Origin of the sequence: Niallia sp. Kr1 (genome assembly GCF_050389805.1) — a bacterium.
Lineage (GTDB): Bacteria > Bacillota > Bacilli > Bacillales > Cytobacillaceae > Bacillus_BD.
In genome coordinates, this window is record NZ_CP130945.1 from 3,863,635 (window position 1) to 3,880,334 (window position 16,700).

Annotated in this window: 17 protein-coding genes; 3 read left to right on the plus strand and 14 right to left on the minus strand. The window is 36.7% G+C overall.

Annotated elements, in window-relative coordinates:
- Positions 1–207 precede the first annotated feature (207 nt).
- The 6 genes from hrcA to gpr all read right to left on the minus strand — a co-directional run bounded on the left by hrcA (position 208) and on the right by gpr (position 7,636).
- Entirely contained in the window at positions 208–1,239 is a 1,032-nt protein-coding gene (gene hrcA, locus Q5760_RS19005) for a heat-inducible transcriptional repressor HrcA (RefSeq protein ID WP_428909180.1), read from the minus strand.
- A 112-nt stretch (positions 1,240–1,351) separates the two neighbouring features.
- A complete protein-coding gene (hemW, locus tag Q5760_RS19010) occupies positions 1,352–2,491 on the minus strand; it encodes a radical SAM family heme chaperone HemW (RefSeq protein WP_428909181.1) in 1,140 nt (379 codons plus the stop codon).
- Between the two features lie 228 nt (positions 2,492–2,719).
- A complete protein-coding gene (gene lepA, locus Q5760_RS19015; protein WP_428909182.1) occupies positions 2,720–4,558 on the minus strand; it encodes a translation elongation factor 4 in 1,839 nt (612 codons plus the stop codon).
- A 234-nt stretch (positions 4,559–4,792) separates the two neighbouring features.
- On the minus strand, positions 4,793–5,122 hold the full coding sequence (locus Q5760_RS19020; RefSeq protein WP_428909183.1) for a DUF3679 domain-containing protein: 330 nt from the start codon (positions 5,120–5,122) through the stop codon (positions 4,793–4,795).
- Positions 5,123–5,151: 29 nt separating this feature from the next.
- On the minus strand, positions 5,152–6,357 hold the full coding sequence (gene spoIIP / locus Q5760_RS19025) for a stage II sporulation protein P (protein WP_428909184.1): 1,206 nt from the start codon (positions 6,355–6,357) through the stop codon (positions 5,152–5,154).
- Between the two features lie 151 nt (positions 6,358–6,508).
- Complete coding sequence (gene gpr, locus Q5760_RS19030; RefSeq protein ID WP_428909185.1) at positions 6,509–7,636, minus strand: GPR endopeptidase; 1,128 nt, start codon at positions 7,634–7,636, stop codon at positions 6,509–6,511.
- 287 nt (positions 7,637–7,923) lie between these two features.
- Here gpr and rpsT point away from each other — a divergent pair, with 287 nt between their 5' ends.
- Positions 7,924–8,190: a 30S ribosomal protein S20 gene (rpsT, locus tag Q5760_RS19035; protein WP_428909186.1), complete on the plus strand. Its 267-nt coding sequence runs from the start codon at positions 7,924–7,926 to the stop codon at positions 8,188–8,190.
- A gap of 34 nt (positions 8,191–8,224) precedes the next feature.
- Here rpsT and holA read toward each other — a convergent pair whose 3' ends face one another.
- Positions 8,225–9,244 (minus strand): DNA polymerase III subunit delta, encoded by a 1,020-nt coding sequence (holA, locus tag Q5760_RS19040; protein ID WP_428909187.1) that lies wholly within the window; start codon positions 9,242–9,244, stop codon positions 8,225–8,227.
- Positions 9,245–9,596: 352 nt separating this feature from the next.
- Here holA and Q5760_RS19045 point away from each other — a divergent pair, with 352 nt between their 5' ends.
- Positions 9,597–9,731, plus strand: a complete 135-nt coding sequence (locus tag Q5760_RS19045) for a YqzM family protein (protein ID WP_428909188.1) — start codon at positions 9,597–9,599, stop codon at positions 9,729–9,731.
- A 62-nt stretch (positions 9,732–9,793) separates the two neighbouring features.
- On the opposite strand, the gene Q5760_RS19050 is transcribed toward Q5760_RS19045, so the two are convergent.
- The 3 genes from Q5760_RS19050 to Q5760_RS19060 all read right to left on the minus strand — a co-directional run bounded on the left by Q5760_RS19050 (position 9,794) and on the right by Q5760_RS19060 (position 13,307).
- Positions 9,794–12,121 carry a DNA internalization-related competence protein ComEC/Rec2 gene (locus Q5760_RS19050; RefSeq protein WP_428909189.1) on the minus strand — a complete coding sequence of 776 codons (2,328 nt, stop codon included), beginning with the start codon at positions 12,119–12,121 and terminating at the stop codon, positions 9,794–9,796.
- A gap of 70 nt (positions 12,122–12,191) precedes the next feature.
- A complete protein-coding gene (locus tag Q5760_RS19055) occupies positions 12,192–12,602 on the minus strand; it encodes a deoxycytidylate deaminase (protein ID WP_428909190.1) in 411 nt (136 codons plus the stop codon).
- Between the two features lie 87 nt (positions 12,603–12,689).
- Positions 12,690–13,307, minus strand: a complete 618-nt coding sequence (locus Q5760_RS19060) for a helix-hairpin-helix domain-containing protein (RefSeq protein WP_428909191.1) — start codon at positions 13,305–13,307, stop codon at positions 12,690–12,692.
- Between the two features lie 115 nt (positions 13,308–13,422).
- Between Q5760_RS19060 and comER the strand changes: the two genes are divergently transcribed.
- Entirely contained in the window at positions 13,423–14,247 is an 825-nt protein-coding gene (gene comER / locus Q5760_RS19065) for a late competence protein ComER (protein WP_428909192.1), read from the plus strand.
- An 85-nt stretch (positions 14,248–14,332) separates the two neighbouring features.
- Here comER and Q5760_RS19070 read toward each other — a convergent pair whose 3' ends face one another.
- Genes Q5760_RS19070 through Q5760_RS19085 form a run of 4 tightly spaced genes read right to left on the minus strand, consistent with a single transcriptional unit; the run spans position 14,333 to position 16,561 of the window.
- A complete protein-coding gene (locus Q5760_RS19070; RefSeq protein WP_428909193.1) occupies positions 14,333–15,085 on the minus strand; it encodes a class I SAM-dependent DNA methyltransferase in 753 nt (250 codons plus the stop codon).
- Positions 15,082–15,438 carry a ribosome silencing factor gene (rsfS, locus tag Q5760_RS19075; protein WP_428909194.1) on the minus strand — a complete coding sequence of 119 codons (357 nt, stop codon included), beginning with the start codon at positions 15,436–15,438 and terminating at the stop codon, positions 15,082–15,084. Before rsfS ends, Q5760_RS19070 begins: the two co-directional genes overlap by 4 nt.
- Positions 15,439–16,005, minus strand: coding sequence for a bis(5'-nucleosyl)-tetraphosphatase (symmetrical) YqeK (gene yqeK / locus Q5760_RS19080; RefSeq protein WP_428909195.1), 567 nt, complete (start codon positions 16,003–16,005; stop codon positions 15,439–15,441).
- Positions 15,995–16,561, minus strand: coding sequence for a nicotinate-nucleotide adenylyltransferase (locus tag Q5760_RS19085; protein ID WP_428912634.1), 567 nt, complete (start codon positions 16,559–16,561; stop codon positions 15,995–15,997). The genes yqeK and Q5760_RS19085 overlap by 11 nt, the downstream gene beginning before the upstream one ends.
- Positions 16,562–16,700: the final 139 nt, after the last annotated feature.

The following is a 16,700-nucleotide window of genomic DNA, read 5'->3' on the forward strand; positions in this document are numbered from 1 at the left end:
TGATTTTCGTTCTAAACACTTCGCTATCCACTCAGAAACAGTTAGGTCACCTTCATGTTATAAGGTGGTCTTCCTGATCACTTCTTCTCTCCAATCAACAGTAACCTTTACTGTATATCCTATTATGATGGATCAGAAAAGTCTTCTAAAATATACACATTGAAAGGGGTGGAAAGGCTAATCCCACCCTTATCAATATTTCCACGTCTATTTTATTCCATACAGATTTGTTAATACCGTTGATAAATCCTTCGATAAAAACTTCATAAGACTAATTACACGGGAATATTCCATACGAGTCGGACCCAGAACTGCGATCGAACCTAATTGTTCATCACCAACTGAATAAGTTGCCGTAATAAAACTACAATCCTCCATCTCCGAAATATCGTTTTCGCGACCAATTCTCACATGGAGTCCTATTGGATTATTGCGGATAATGTCATAAAAGTCATTTTCCTGTTCAATTAAGTTGAGAAGACCTCGGACCTTATCAATATCATGAAACTCAGGTTGACTTAACATATTCGTCTTTCCCCCAAAGAATAACTTCTCTGAATGCGAAATTTTTAACGTATCCGCAATGGAATAGAGGAGGAAATCATAATTCTGTATATGTTCTCTCAAAAGGACAACCACTTCTTTTAAGAGTTTATTATTCAAGTGATCAAGAGGAACTCCTGTTAATCGATCATTTAAGATATTAACAAGCTTTTCAATATCACTTGCTTCCGTAGATTCTGGTAAAGAAAATAACTTATTTTCTACATGTCCAGTATCTGTAATGATAATCGCTACTGCTGTTTCTTTATTGAGCGGAACAATTTGAATCCTTTTTAATTTATTTTCTTTTACATCTGGACCAAGGACAATGGCCGTATAATTGGTAAGTTCCGACAAAATTTTAGCTGACTTCTGAACGATTTTTTCCATTTCGTAGATTCGTTCTGCGAATATGGATTTAATGGTATAAATGTCTTTTTTACCTAACTTCTGTGGTGAAAGTAAATGATCGACATAATATCGATATCCTTTCTCCGATGGAATCCTACCAGATGATGTGTGTGTTTTTTCAATAAATCCAAGCTCCTCCAAATCCGCCATTTCATTTCGGATTGTAGCGGAACTCAAAGATATCTCATCCTTTTTGGCTAAACTTCTAGAGCCAACGGGCTGGGCAAATTGAATAAAATCATCAACGATCACCTGTAAAATCAGTAATTGACGATCCGTTAACATGCTCATCACCTCTGTTAGCACTCATTGATTGTGAGTGCTAAATCTAATACTAAAATATCAAATATGATAGGGAGATGTCAATAATAAATACTGAACCTATCGCTAAGGTTCCTCATTCATCAAGTAGAAAGGCCTCGAATGCCTCATTTCCAAGAAACCGACCATGTCGGGTTAGAAATATGTACCCATTTTCTATTGTGAGTAATCCCTTTTCTTTAAGTTCCTTTAGTTTTTGTTGAAAAATGTCTAGCGGGCTTTTTCCAAATTTAGTTATAAACCTCTCGATGGATACCCCTTTAACTTTTCGCAGCCCAAGGAACATTTCTTCTTCCCACTTTTCCTTTTCAGATAATACATGTGCATCCATAATCGGAAGTTCACCGCTCTCTAATGGGTTTATATATTTTTTTATGGGTCCATAATTTGAACTGCGCACCCCATTGACATAACAATGAGCTCCTGCACCAAATCCATAATATTCATCATTATTCCAATATGTCAAATTATGGAGACTTTCATATCCAGATTTTGCAAAATTACTGATTTCATATTGGTGGTAGCCATGCTTCTCCATTTCATTCATTAATAAATGATACATCTCAGCTTCTTCATCTTCATTTGGTATTTGCAGTTTTCCCTTATTCATTAATTGATAAAAAATTGTTTTTGGTTCAATTATAAGCGAATAGGCTGAAAAATGTGTGACCTCCAAGGCAAAGGAACGTTGTAAAGTCTGCTTCAATTGGTCAATAGATTGATTAGGAAGACTATACATCAAATCAATATTGATATTTTGAAAACCTACCTTTTTCGCTTTCGCAATTGACTCATAAACATCATCCGGATTATGGGTTCTACCAATTTTCTTTAGTAATTCCTCATCAAATGTTTGAACACCAAAACTTAACCGATTTACTCCTCCATCAAATAACACTTTAAGCTTCTCCTGAGATAAATCCCCGGGATTTGCTTCAAATGTATATTCTATATCAGGAAAAAAAGGTAAATATTCTCGAATGATCGCACAAAGTCTTTCTAACTGTCTTTCGTTCAATGAGGTTGGTGTACCCCCGCCAACAAAAATTGAGTTCAATGAACTTGTTGGTGTTTTCTCAACGATTTGTTTCATTTCGGTCCCCAGCGCTTCTAGATACGCATCAACGGGCTGACCCTTTAAATACACTTTATTAAAGTCACAATAATGACAGATGTGTTCACAAAATGGGATATGGATATATGCAGCCTGGATCATTTGAATACTCCTCTTTCTATATTAGAAAAGCGCAAGCGCCTGCTTACCCTTAAGTCTGCACAAGACAAGTATAGGCGACTCCCAAGGAACCGACACTTGACACGCTTGTGACAAAAGAGGGGGATGGCTGCTTGCGCTTGACATTTATCTAACGCAATAAACCTTTCTAAACTAACAAAAAGAGGTTATCCTGCCACAAAAGCGCAGCTAACCTCTTTTACCAATCATTTATTTTTTCGACTGATTGTTGTCGTCCATCTTCAGTACAGCCATGAATGCTTCTTGTGGAATTTCTACAGAACCCACTTGTTTCATCCGTTTTTTGCCTTCTTTTTGCTTTTCTAACAGCTTCCGCTTACGAGAAATATCTCCACCATAACATTTTGCTAATACGTTTTTACGGATCGCCTTAATTGTAGAACGAGCAACAATTTTTTGTCCAATCGCAGCTTGAACTGGAACTTCAAATTGCTGTCTTGGAATGATCTCTTTTAGTTTATCTACAATTACTTTGCCACGATCATAAGCAAAATCTTTATGAACAATAAAACTCAATGCATCCACTTTTTCAGCATTTAAAAGAATATCCATTTTAACAAGCTTAGATGGTTTATATCCAATTAATTCGTAGTCGAAGGATGCATAACCCTTTGTACTTGATTTTAGTTGATCAAAGAAATCATAGACAATTTCAGAGAGCGGCATTTCATAAATAATACTAACGCGTGTTTCATCTAAGTATTCCATGTTGATGAAATTCCCACGTTTATTTTGACAAATTTCCATAATCGCTCCAACATAATCATTTGGTGCCATCATTGTTGCCTTTACATATGGTTCTTCAACTGTATCAATTTTTTGAGGTTCAGGCATATCTGCTGGATTATCAACTCTTACAGTCGTCCCATCTGTCAGTTTTACCTCATAAATAACACTAGGGGCTGTAGTAATTAAATCAATATTGAATTCACGTTCAATTCTTTCTTGTATAATTTCCATGTGGAGAAGCCCTAAAAATCCACATCTAAAACCAAAGCCAAGTGCTTGTGAAGTTTCTGGTTCAAATTGTAAAGAGGAATCATTCAACTCAAGTTTTTCTAATGCCTCACGGAGATCATTATATTTGGCCGTATCAATCGGATATAACCCGCAAAATACCATTGGGTTTAATTTACGATAACCAGGTAGAGGCTCTGTCGCCCCATTTTTTGCGTTTGTAATCGTATCCCCAACCCGTGTGTCTCCAACATGTTTAATGGATGCCGATAAAAATCCAACATCGCCGACTGTTAATTCATCAACTGGCACAGGCTTTGGATTTGTAACTCCAACTTCAGTTACTTCGAATTCCTTACCTGTTGCCATCATTCGGATCCGATCGCCAGCCTTAACCGTTCCTTCCATCACTCGAATGGAAACGACAACCCCACGGTAGGCATCGTAATACGAATCAAAAATCAATGCCTGTAACGGAGCATCAGGATCCCCTGTTGGAGCTGGGACTTTTTCAACAATTTGCTCTAAAATATCTTCAATTCCAATTCCTGCTTTGGCTGATGCAAGAACGGCTTCTGACGCATCAAGCCCAATAATATCTTCGACTTCCTGTCTGACTCGTTCCGGATCTGCACTTGGTAAGTCAATTTTATTGATTACTGGAAGGATCTCTAAGTCATTATCAAGCGCCAAATACACATTTGCAAGAGTTTGAGCTTCAATCCCTTGTGCAGCATCCACAACTAAGATTGCACCCTCACATGCAGCAAGGCTTCGGGAAACCTCATACGTGAAATCGACATGCCCGGGAGTGTCAATTAAATGAAACGTATAAATTTCCCCATCTTTTGCTTGATATTTCAATTGGACCGCATTTAATTTAATCGTGATTCCTCTTTCTCGCTCTAAATCCATGGAATCAAGTAACTGACTTTTCATTTCTCTTTTTGTTAAAGAATTGGTTTGCTCTAAAATCCGATCAGCTAACGTTGATTTTCCATGATCAATATGTGCGATGATGGAAAAATTACGAATCTTTTCTTGCCTGTTTAGTCTGTCTTCTCTATTCATATGTTTGTCCACTCCTACTAGTCATCCACAGATACACTATTTTTTGATTATATCAGTAGGATTTAGGAAAGCGCAAGAGGCTAGATCAACCTCATATCGTCACACACTTTATATGTTTCGATGAAAAAATGGATAAACCTACTTTCACCGCGTTTGCTATTCAAACGAATAAGCGGCTTGTTCAAGCAGGTTAGCCATTTTTTCTCTTACTTGGTTGTGATTCTTCACTAACAATTATTTAGTGAGTAATCCAGCTATGAATTGGATGATCAAGTCTGTCATGCTTGAAATAAATTGGGCAATCGCCTTACCAATTGAAGAAAAAAAGTTAAAAGCCTTCATTTCTTCCAGTTCTGCTTTTTTCTTTTCGATATCATGGCTTGATAAATCATTTCCAAGTATCGATGCCTCTAATTCACCTTCACTTGAATTATTGATCATAAAAACACCTTGGAACTGTTCATGTCCATAACCCTTCATTTTCACAATTCCTTCATTCGCCTGCTGCATTCCGAATAATACAGAAACGAACATAAGAATGGCAAGAAACATGGATTTTAACATAAACATTTTCATAGCTCGTCACTCTCTTTCTAACTTTCATTTGCAGGATTTTCAGATGGTTGATCTACACGCTCAGCCTGCCAATAATATTCACTAATCACTTCTGCTAACACTTCTGCTGAGTTGTACAATTCTTCGAACGTATTATCTACTCCACCAAATTCTACGAGAATGGCATTTTCAGAAAGGTCTTGGTTAAACTTTCCATTCGTGCCTGCACCTTTCTTTGTAAAAACACCTCGACTCAAGCCCTTATGAGATTCATCCAACCTTCTTTGTAATTCATTCGCAAAGCCTAGATTTTTCTCATAATTGGCATGCTCTCCGCCAATAACAAACGCTAACTTTGCGTATGACTTGCCATTCATCTCAACCGTTGTATCTTTCTTTCTTCTTGAATCACGATGTATGTCTATCAAGTATGTTAAATCTCGATTTTGCGTTACAGCGGCTTCTACAACTGCTCTTGATTCTTGATAGGATCTTGCAAATGATAGTCCTTTTTCTTTTAATCTGGCTTCAATATCTGTTTTATCAACAACTGTACCAATACCTCGAGTTTCTAATTCTTCCTTAAGCTTGTCCCCAATATTGGTCACGTTCACTTGTGAATGGTAGGCATGATTTGGATTGGTTACACCTTTTAAATAGGGAAGAAAGGATTCACGGTTATGAGAAAAATACACATAGACAACATCCTTATCCCCTGTCGTATTCGGCGGAGCTTCTGGATTTCCACCCTCCCCATTTCCTTGAATGTCATCCGTATTCTGCAGCGCCGCTTCTTTTTCAGCTTGTAAGATCTCTAGGGGTGGAGCTGACTCAATTGGCATATTCGTATAATTCGTCCCCTCACCTGCAACGATAATTTCCGTATCAAATAATGAAAAGGCAGGCAGTTCCCTTCCGAGTAGACTTCGAGGATCATCTAGGTTGATGTTAGTTGATAATTTAAATAAATATTGGGATAGAGCAGGTTTAGGTGTCGATTCTGGTAATCCTTCTAGAAAATAATGATTTTCCTGACCGATCAGATTATAGAGCATATCTCCTGTAATATTGGTTGCCGCAGATTTAACTGAATTGGATGCAGGCCTATATTTCGGATCTAAGGTCGTTAATACCCCACTGATCGAAAAAACTAAAATTAAAAAACAAACAAATACAATAATCCCCTTTAATAAATGTGTACCCTTGACTGTGACCATTAATTGATGTGATTTAACAGATTTCATCTCTCCACCTCTTTAGAGCTTAAAGTCTACTAATTTATATGACTTTAATAGAGAAGATAGAACCTATCTTTACATCAATTAATGAAAACTAGTAACAAATAGATATGTAACCATGCGTGTAAGCCATCTGTTTACACGCATGAGAGAAATATTATCTTGTATAAAACCCAGTATTATCTTGATCTATACTATGATGGAGACTGGCATTTAAACCGTTGGCGATCAGATTTGCCATATCTTCAATAAACACATCTACTTCCTTTGGTGTTACCATCAAATTATGCCCGAGAGGGGCTAACACCTCATAGATTAATTTACGTTTTTCTTCTTCTTCCAATGTTCCAACCATTCCCAAAAAGGTTTGACGATGGTGTTCATCTGGTAAATCTTCTTCGGTCAGCTTCTTTTTCTTTCCAAAAGTCATGCCAGCAGGAGCTAATGCACGGGAAGGACGATTGCCTTCTCTTAGTTCTTTGCCAAAATGCTTCAGAATAAAATCAATCGTATCACTTGTGATAGAAACAGCATCCACTACGGTCGGTACCCCAATGGCGAAAACTGGAATCCCCAATGTTTCTTTACTTAATTCCTTCCGTTTATTTCCTACACCAGAACCAGGATGAATCCCTGTATCTGAAATTTGAATCGTCGAATTAACCCTTTCAATGGAACGGGAAGCAAGAGCATCAATCGCAATGACAAAATCAGGTTTAGACTTTTCTACAACCCCAAAGATAATATCACTTGTTTCAATACCTGTTAGCCCCATCACACCGGGAGATAGTGCACTTACTGGACGAAAACCTTCTTCTACGTTTCCCGGCTGTAATTCAAATAGATGTCGCGTCACAAGCAGATTTTCACACACTTGTGGTCCTAATGCATCAGGTGTCACATTCCAATTCCCAAGTCCCACGACTAAACAAGATGCATCCTCTTTGATTCCATTTTGTTTTAAGAAATGGGCAAATTCAGCAGCAAATACTTCTTCTACCTTATGTTGCAATTCAGTATCACTTTCTCTAATTCCGAGCACTTCAAGGGTTAAGTATTTACCTTGTTTTTTCCCAATTGCTTTTTCTCCCTCCTTTGTCACTTCGACAAAGGAGATTTTCACATCATCAACTTCCTTTTCCTTGATAATGATCCCTTCAATTTTGGAAAGGTCTTCCTGCTCTCCAACAGATTGATGGCTCTTTTCGTTAAGGACCATCTCACGCGCTTCAATGGCTAAGTCAGTTCGTACGGAATATAAACTTAAATCAAGTTCCTCTTTCAACATAATCCCCCCATGATTAGTAAAACTACTATTTCTATTTATCCTTTCCGGAAAAAAGGAAAATGATTCAAATATTTACAAGGTTTAGGTCTACCAAGACTAAGAAACTAAAAAAAGATCCCCCCCTATTCCGTAGACAAAGTGAAATCTATTCCTTTAAAAAACATAACGGAGTATTGCAATATTCACTCCCGTTTGATAAAATATCTTTTGTTCTTACAAATGGTAATGGATGTATAATCGAGTTCATATAATCTCGATGCTTATATATTAGGAGGTGAACGTTAATGCCAAACATTAAATCTGCAATTAAACGTGTAAAAACGACTGAAAAGAAAAATGCGCAAAACAATACGATTAAATCTGATATGCGTACTTCTGTGAAAAAAGTTGAAGCAGCAGTTGTCCTAAACGATGCTACTGCGGCAGCTAGCACTTATGCTGAGGCTGCTCGTAAATTAGATAAAGCTGCAGCAAAAGGTCTTATTCATAAAAATGCAGCATCTAGAAAGAAAGCTCGTTTGATGAAGAAATTAAACACTCTAAACGCGTAAGACAAAGAGGCTGATCCATAGGATCCAGCCTCTTTTAATTTGGATTTAGTTTTAATAGAATGAGTTCAATTAACAGCTCTTTATTCATGGCTCCCGTTTTCATCTTATAGTCAGCATCTGCAAGTTGCTTAATAATATTGATGAGTTCCTCATCCCTAAATTTTTGAGCTTGACCTGCAGCTAATTTAACTCGAAACGGATGGACTTTCAAATGACTAGCAATTTGTTTCTGCCCATAACCTCGATTTGCCAATTCCTTTACTTGATAAATAAGACGGATTTGATTCGTAATAACCGCTAAAATTTTAATCGGTTCTTCATTTAATTTTAGCAAATCATAATAAATTCTTAATGCATCCTCCATTCTACGATTAACAATTTTATCCACCAGTGTAAAAATATTCTGCTCTAAAGATCGAGCCACTAAATCTTCTACAGTTCTACTATCAATCACATGACCTTGACCTACATATAGCGCCATTTTGTCAATTTCACTTGTTAACATAAATAGATTTGTACCTGCGAGAGCTAACAATAATTCTAATGCATCGGGATCAAATGTAACTCCATTATAATCCGCTCGAGCATGGATCCATTTTTTTAAATCAGGTTCTGTCAGTTTTTTCGCTTCAAAGATCGCTGCTTTTTTCTTTAACTCTTTTGTAATCTTTTTCCGTTCATCTAGTTTTTCGTATGGGGCCACAAACACTACAATTGAATAAGGAGCAGGTTCTTTCAAATACGCCTCTAATCTAGAGAGATTATGTTCAACCTTTTCTTTTGTTTTCTCTGCAGTTAAGAAGTGGGGGTTATGTAAAAAAAGTAATTTTTTCTCTCCCATAAACGGTAGCGTTTCTGCATCCTCCAAGGCCACTTCGATAGGAGTATCAGCTAAATCAAAATTCGATAGATTAAATTCCATATCCTCTTTATCTAAAGCTGTATCTGCTAATAATTGCTTGGTTTCATTTATAAGAAAACTCTCTGTTCCATATAATAAGTAAATCGGGCTAATCTCTTTTCTTTTAATTTGTTTCCATAATTCAAAAATCATTGCTTCTCACTCCATTTGAGTCCTGTCTATTTTCTATCGTAAAGAAGCAAAGTCAATTTTACAAGTATCATTTTGCATTAAAGACCTTAAATATTAAAAGGAATCGGTACTGTTGATCGTACCAATTCCTAATCTATATGAACGCCACTCATTTAAGACCTAGGTAGCAAAAATGGTGACGGGATCACGGTAATTATATTTTGACCGAATCACAACAGAGTATGAATGTCAAGAGTTTACAGGCTAGGAATGTTTTTATTAGTGAATAGAGTGTTTTTGTTTTATCTGAATAGTAGATTTTTTCTTAATATTAGCTTATACTATAATCATGATAAAAAGGGGGGTATCTTCCATGAACGAATTCGAGAAAGATGTACAATGTAAACGCAATGATGCCATTGATGCTGGGGTCGGTTTCGTTGTTTCATTTGGATTTTTTGCAACATTATTTGTCATTGCAACCATAGTGCAATTTATTGGATCCTAGTTATTTAGAGGCTTATAAAAGGCCTCTTTTTTTGTTCTTGCCTTCTCTTATTTTTTAATATCTTATGGACGGTAAACCCAAAAGGTGCCTGTCTTTTTTACAAATGAATAGGTAATAGCTCCAGATTCGTCTGTCCTTAAAATGTTTACTTGGCCTTTTTCTAATCTCCCTAAAACTTCCTTATTTGGATGACCAAATCGATTGTCTCTTCCTACCGAAATGATCCCAATTTTAGGAGAAAGAGTTTCTAATAATAGGTCTGTAGTTGAAGTTTTACTACCATGATGTCCCACCTTTAGTACATCAACTGCTAAATGACGGTTTTCGTTTAATAATTTCGTTTCCCCATCTTCTTCTAAATCTCCCGTGAATAACCAGTTCAAGCCTCCCAGCTCTGTATAAATAACAATCGAACTGTTATTTCCACTTTCATCATTTCCTTCTTTTGGGGATAGGATTTTAAAAGAGTGTTCTCCGCTTTTCCATTGATTTCCAGCATGTACAAATCGTACATTTATCTCTTTGTCTTTGGCCTGTTGTAGTAATTTCGTTTCGAGCTCACTTTTTTTCCTATTGTCTGGTAAGACCAATTCTTTAACCCTCAGCTCCTCCATGATCGCCGTAGCACCTCCTGCATGGTCAAGATCTCCATGGGTAATAATTAATTTATCGAGTTTTGCTACTCCTTTACTTTTCAAAAAGGGAACGACCGTATCTCTCCCAACCTCATATGAACGTTGCTTCTCTTGCCACGGTTCCCTATCAAAGATTTGATTCCCCCCTGTATCAATCAAATACGTTCCTTTCCCGTAAGGAAGTTTAATAAAAATACTATCACCTTGACCAACATCTATAAACGTCACCTCTCCCTCTTTTGAAAAGGTTGTTAATACAACTTGGCTAATGAATAAACATACCGGAATCAATAATAAGTAACTTTTCTGCCATAAAGGTTTCCTGAGCTTTTCCCAAAGAACGAAAAAATAAAAAAATCCTCCTATATACAAAACCAGGATAAATGGATCTGGTTTCCCTAATAACACCCCACTATAGGGAAATTGAGAAATCAATTCTGTTAATCCGTTCGTCCATTGAATCATTTTATTTAATAGATAAAGCAACGGATCTACTGCCGCTGTTAATAACAAATGGGAAAGATAACTTATTAATACAAGTGGTAGAATCACAATATTAAACAAAGGTACATAAATGAGGTTGACTAATAAGGATATTACGGAAAACTCATAAAAGAAGGTAAGAAGAATTGGAGCAGAGGATAACATTGAAATAAAAGAAGTAGTCAGCATAGCCAATAAGGGATGTTCACATTTTTCTAAAATAAATGGAAGTGATAGTAGAAGTGAAAATGTAACAAGAAAGGACAGTTGAAAGCCAACATTATAAATGGCATAGGGTGAGATAAAAACATAGATTAAAAAAGTGAAACTTATTCCATCCAACGGGCTTATATGGAATGAAGTGCCCCATCTTCTCGCGATTAATAAAATCATTGTCATCATAATCGATCGGTTAACAGAAGGCGATGCACCTGTTAACATTCCGTACAAGGGCAAACAAATTAATAAAACGATGACACACTTTTCTTTCGTCATCCCCATTCTTAAAAGTAGTTGATAAAATATTGCTACAATAATGGCAATGTGAAGACCTGATATTGCCAATAAATGGACAATTCCTAATTCACGATAATCATCCATGGTTTCAGGGGAAATTAAATCATCACTTCCAAACAATAGGGCCGCCGCAAGCGGAACCGAATCTTTCGGAAAATGACGCTCTAAGTAGCGGATTCCTTCAGAACGAAACCTTTTAATAGAAGTAATAAAGGTAGGGGAATCTTGACATGATTTTATAGTGAAGTCGAAAGGGGTTAATAACCAATGAATCTGGTTTCGCCTTAAATATTCTTTATAATTAAAAGCATTGGGATTTGAGGACACTTCCGGTTCTTCTAAAATTCCTTCTACTTTACAAACCAAGCCTGGGAACAGCGCTTTTTGCAGAAATTGTTTCTCATTTTCAGATTTTATTTTATATTTCATTAGCAATGTTTCAGAGCTCTTTTGGTCTGTCACTTCCATTGTTAAAACATCACCATTTATTTTACCGATATCTTGGAAAAACAATATAAATTTTTCTTCGTTTCCAGAGAGTTTCGTTTGATTTTGAAGAATTTCAATCTCAGATCGAATAAAAAACAAAGCAAATATCAAAAGGATTGCCCATAATTCTTTTCCCTTCATTTTTTTCATTTTAATAAAGAAAGGAAAGATACAAAGATAAATCATGATAAAAAGGAAAGAGTTCTCCATTGCTGCTAACGTTCCAATCAGTGCTGAAATGGCTATAACGACACCTTTTGTTTTCATAGAAGCATTATCTCCTAAAACTTCATCAGGTAAGGACGATCCATATACCGACCTGACCTGATGAATGATTTTATTTTGGCAAATGAATCACTTCAATATCTCGTAAAAAATGCTCATTCCATTTATTTGGATAGGCATCACGAAAAACTACTCTCGCTATACCTGACTGTGCCAAAGTTTTTGCGCAGTTCTCACATGGTTCGTGTGTTACATAAGCCGTTGCACCCTTAAGAAGGCTTCTATCCGCATGTAAAACTGCGTTTAATTCAGCGTGAAGGGTACGAATACAGCGCCCTTGATCATTGATTAAACAACCTACATCTTCACAATGATCATGTCCATGTATCGATCCGTTATATCCTGTTGATACAATATGCTTGTCCTTTACAATAACACATCCTACGTGAAGTCTTGGACATGTTGAACGAGTGCCTACTTCTGTTGCAATATCTAAAAAATAATGATCCCAGCTTTTTCTCATCCATCCAATTTCCTTTCATTCTTATTGAATTTAACTCAACTATAGCTTATAAAAAATCACTCCATTAAACAATTGCTTTTCATGAAATTATCGAATTGAAATTTGATCCTTGAGTTTTTCGAACGTCTTCTCACCAATCCCGCTTATTTCCATTAAATCCTCTATTTTCTCAAAGGAACCATTTTCTTCGCGGTATTGGATAATGGCATCAGCCTTGGATGGACCAATACCTGTAAGCGTTAACAATTCAGTTTGCGATGCTTTGTTAAGATTTACCTTTCCATCATCCTTTTCCTGCGCCATTGTTGCTTCTGACTGGTCCACCGATTCCTCTCCGATCACAGGAAAATACAAAACCATTTCATCCTCTAACCTCATCGCCTGATTAATGCGATCTCGATCTGCATTTTCTAGTAGACCCCCTGCGTTTTCAATGACATCTGTTACTCTATCCCCCGTTTGAAATTCGTAAACACCTGGGTTACGGATAGCCCCTTTAACATCCACCACGATTCTTTCCACTTCAATTAAATCGGACTTTTCCTTTTCGGTCTCAGCAATAGTCTCCTCTTCAAACCATTCATTTGACACTTGTTTTGCGTTATCATTTTCATTCTTTCCGATAAAAAAATAAGCGATGATAGCCCCTAAAACCACTATTCCAAGCAATAACGGAACTAAATTTTGTTTTACGATATTTTTCATAAATTTCTTTCCTTTCTCAATATCATTCTATTCAATTTTGGGTTTTGAGCATAATTCAAATTTTGTATTCATACCATGTTAGGAGACTTAGCCTTGTTAGAGGAGGGATGGATAAATGGAAGTTGGGATTATTGGTACAGGAAATATGGGGAGAATTCTAATAGAAGCGTTGCTGGATGGAAAGGCTGTTTCCCCATCCTCCATGATCATAACGAATAGGACTCTTTCGAAAGCAGTTGCCATTCAACAAAATTATCCAGAAATTCGTATCGGTCAGAATATAGAGGAGATTGGAAAAAAAGCCGATTTGATCTTTATTTGTGTAAAACCCCATGATGTTTTTGATGTTTCAAGAAAGCTTTTACCCTTTTTAACGAAAGAAAAATGTGTCATTACGATTACAAGCCCTATTAGTGTAGAGCAATTAGAATCAATTCTCCCGTGCTCTGTCGCACGAGTCATCCCAAGTATCACAAATCGAGCACTTACAGGAGTCACTTTACTATCATTCGGACAAAATTGTAAAACATCTTGGAAAAATAGGATAAATGAAATGACGGAACATATTTCTAGGCCGCTTGAAATAAAGGAAGACATTACAAGAGTAGCTTCAGACATTGTAAGCTGTGGTCCGGCGTTTTATAGTTATCTAACTCAACGCTTTATCCAAGCAGCTGTACAAGAAACTAAAATTGACCAAGATACTGCTACCATTTTAGCAAGTGAAATGTTAATTGGTTTAGGAGAGTTACTTCGTCAAGGTCACTATACACTGCCTACATTACAGGAAAAAGTTTGTGTAAAAGGTGGAATTACAGGTGAAGGGATTAAAGTATTAGAAAAAGAAATTGGAAATATGTTTGAGCATTTATTCCAAGCGACTCATTTGAAATTTGAAGATGATCTAGCTAGCTTGAGGAGTCATTATATTAATAAGTAATTCGATAAGAATCGACTAAATCCTCTTTTTTCCAATAAAAAAATCCCCTGTGATTGAATATTAAATTCACAGGGGATTTTCATGTTTATGACTCTTTTTTGCGCGAGGTAAAAAAGATTCTTTCAGATTTTTCTTCTGGAGGACCGTCTGTAAAATCTGCCGTAATCGAAAGAATCTCAAAACCAATCTGTTCAAGCCATTCTTTGTAGCGATCAATTGAAAAAGTTTGCTGTAAATGAAGTTCATCAAAACGTTTGTATTGACCAGTATATTCATCTAGTTTAAAAAAGGTTAACTCGTGTTCTACACTATTTGGAATTTCACCTTCAAAGCATTGCCAAATATAACTGATCTCCTCACCATTGTAGGCATAGGTTTGATTGAGGAACAGCTCATTTATTTTATAAAGGGAGTGAACATCAAATATAAATAGTCCACCTGTAGTTAAATGATGATGCACTCTTTCAAACGTTTGGTAAATGGCCGCTTCACTTTGTAAATAATTAAGGGAGTCACAAAAAAGTCCAACCACGTCAAATTCACCAAGATTTTCAATCTCAGACATATCTTGTTGAACTAAAAACAAGGAATGTCCATATTTTTCAGATTTGTCCCTTGCAACGGTTAACATTTCTGCTGACAGGTCCACTCCTGTAACTTGAAAACCCTCTTTCGCTAAGCGAAGAGATACCTCTCCTGTCCCACACGCCAAATCAAGAAATCGGCTTCCGTTTACGCCAAATGCTTCTTGTTGTCGTCTGACAAACTCAACCCATTGGTCATATGGGACATCAAGCATGAGTTCATCATAGAGGCTGGCAAAATTTTCATAGGTCATGGATTTAGCACACTCTGAATATTTTCAAGAGGAGCATCTCCCCATAATCGTTCTAAATTATAATATCCTCGTTCATCCTTATGAAAGACATGTACAACGACATCACCAATATCAACTAGGACCCATCTTGCTTCATCGAAACCTTCCATGCGCCTAAGTGAAATATTTTGTTCCTCAACCTTTTCTTTAATTTCACGAGCAATCGCTTGTACTTGTTTATCTGAGTTGCCGTGGCAAATCACAAAATAGTCTGCTACTAGTGAAATACCTTTCATATTTAGAGCTACAATATCTTCCGCCCTTTTAGCATCAGCAGCCTTTACAGCCACCTCTAACATTTGACGAACATCCATTCAATCTGCCTCCTTTTTAACTAAATCGTTATAAGTATGAAAAGTAAGAGGAAAAATGCGTTGATTTTTCTTCATTAGAAATTCAATCGAATTTCTAATTGATTTTATTAAAGCTCTGTCTAGATTTGACTTCGCCATTTCTCGAACTTCCTCTACACCAGGAAAATGCCTACCTGGTTCAATATAATCAGCTAAATAAATAATCTTTTCTAAAAGAGTCATATTGGGTCTACCCGAGGTATGGTAACGGATGGCATCTATAATATCAGAGTCCTTAATCCCCACTTCTTTTTCTACGAGATAAGCACCAACTGGAGCATGCCATAATTCACTATTATATTTTAGTAATTCAGGATCCATGTCCTGCTCCTCAATGATTGCCTTCATTTCATCTTTATCACGAAATTTTGCATAATCATGAAAGATCGCAGCAAGTTCTGCTTTTTTCGCATCAGCCCCATACCGTTCTGCTAATATAATAGCCGTCTCCATTACCCCTAAGGTATGCTGGTAACGGTGCTGGGTAATTTGCTCTTTTACAATCGCTAATGCTTGATCACGTTTCATATAACCGATTCTCCTCAATATACTCTTTCACTGGATCTGGCACAAGGTATCGAATACTTTTCCCATCCTGTACTCTTTTTCTAATCATATCTGAAGATATATCTATGTTTGGAACATCTACATAGAGAATCGGATAGTCCGTATCACATCTATATTGGGAACGATTTACCCCTACAAATGTGATAAGGTTTACGAGTTCATCAATATTGTACCATTTTGGTAAGTATTCAATCATATCCGCACCGATAATAAAATAAAATTCATCATCGTATCTTTCTTTCAAAAGTTGAATCGTATCAAAAGTATAGGATTTCCCTACTCTTTCCAATTCAATTGCCTGAGTTTTAAAAAGCGGATGATTTGCAATGGCGCGACGAACCATCTCAAGCCGATGCGCTCCTCCTACCCCACTTTTATTCTCTTTATGAGGAGGCTCTTGATTAGGCATAAACCAAATTTCATCCAACTTTAATTCCATTTGTACTTCATTGGCAATCACTAGATGTCCTAAATGAGGAGGATTAAAAGTCCCTCCTAAAATCCCAATTTTTTTCAGTGAAATCGCCCTCTTTCATTAGAAAAGCGCAAGCGCCTTGACCAGCTCCGTATGAACTGACTTGCACAGGATGTGCAGACATCGACGTTCGCCACAGGACGTGGCGGTTTTTAGTCGATGTTCTTCTCCCACTGCGATA

Coding starts and splice junctions, on each gene's coding strand:
- hrcA (WP_428909180.1), bottom strand. CDS start 1,239: ATGTTAACGGATCGTCAATTACTGATTTTACAGGTGATCGTTGATGAT.
- hemW (WP_428909181.1), bottom strand. CDS start 2,491: ATGATCCAGGCTGCATATATCCATATCCCATTTTGTGAACACATCTGT.
- lepA (WP_428909182.1), bottom strand. CDS start 4,558: ATGAATAGAGAAGACAGACTAAACAGGCAAGAAAAGATTCGTAATTTT.
- Q5760_RS19020 (WP_428909183.1), bottom strand. CDS start 5,122: ATGTTAAAATCCATGTTTCTTGCCATTCTTATGTTCGTTTCTGTATTA.
- spoIIP (WP_428909184.1), bottom strand. CDS start 6,357: ATGAAATCTGTTAAATCACATCAATTAATGGTCACAGTCAAGGGTACA.
- rpsT (WP_428909186.1), top strand. CDS start 7,924: ATGCCAAACATTAAATCTGCAATTAAACGTGTAAAAACGACTGAAAAG.
- holA (WP_428909187.1), bottom strand. CDS start 9,244: ATGATTTTTGAATTATGGAAACAAATTAAAAGAAAAGAGATTAGCCCG.
- Q5760_RS19045 (WP_428909188.1), top strand. CDS start 9,597: ATGAACGAATTCGAGAAAGATGTACAATGTAAACGCAATGATGCCATT.
- Q5760_RS19050 (WP_428909189.1), bottom strand. CDS start 12,121: ATGAAAACAAAAGGTGTCGTTATAGCCATTTCAGCACTGATTGGAACG.
- Q5760_RS19055 (WP_428909190.1), bottom strand. CDS start 12,602: ATGAGAAAAAGCTGGGATCATTATTTTTTAGATATTGCAACAGAAGTA.
- Q5760_RS19060 (WP_428909191.1), bottom strand. CDS start 13,307: ATGAAAAATATCGTAAAACAAAATTTAGTTCCGTTATTGCTTGGAATA.
- comER (WP_428909192.1), top strand. CDS start 13,423: ATGGAAGTTGGGATTATTGGTACAGGAAATATGGGGAGAATTCTAATA.
- Q5760_RS19070 (WP_428909193.1), bottom strand. CDS start 15,085: ATGACCTATGAAAATTTTGCCAGCCTCTATGATGAACTCATGCTTGAT.
- rsfS (WP_428909194.1), bottom strand. CDS start 15,438: ATGGATGTTCGTCAAATGTTAGAGGTGGCTGTAAAGGCTGCTGATGCT.
- yqeK (WP_428909195.1), bottom strand. CDS start 16,005: ATGAAACGTGATCAAGCATTAGCGATTGTAAAAGAGCAAATTACCCAG.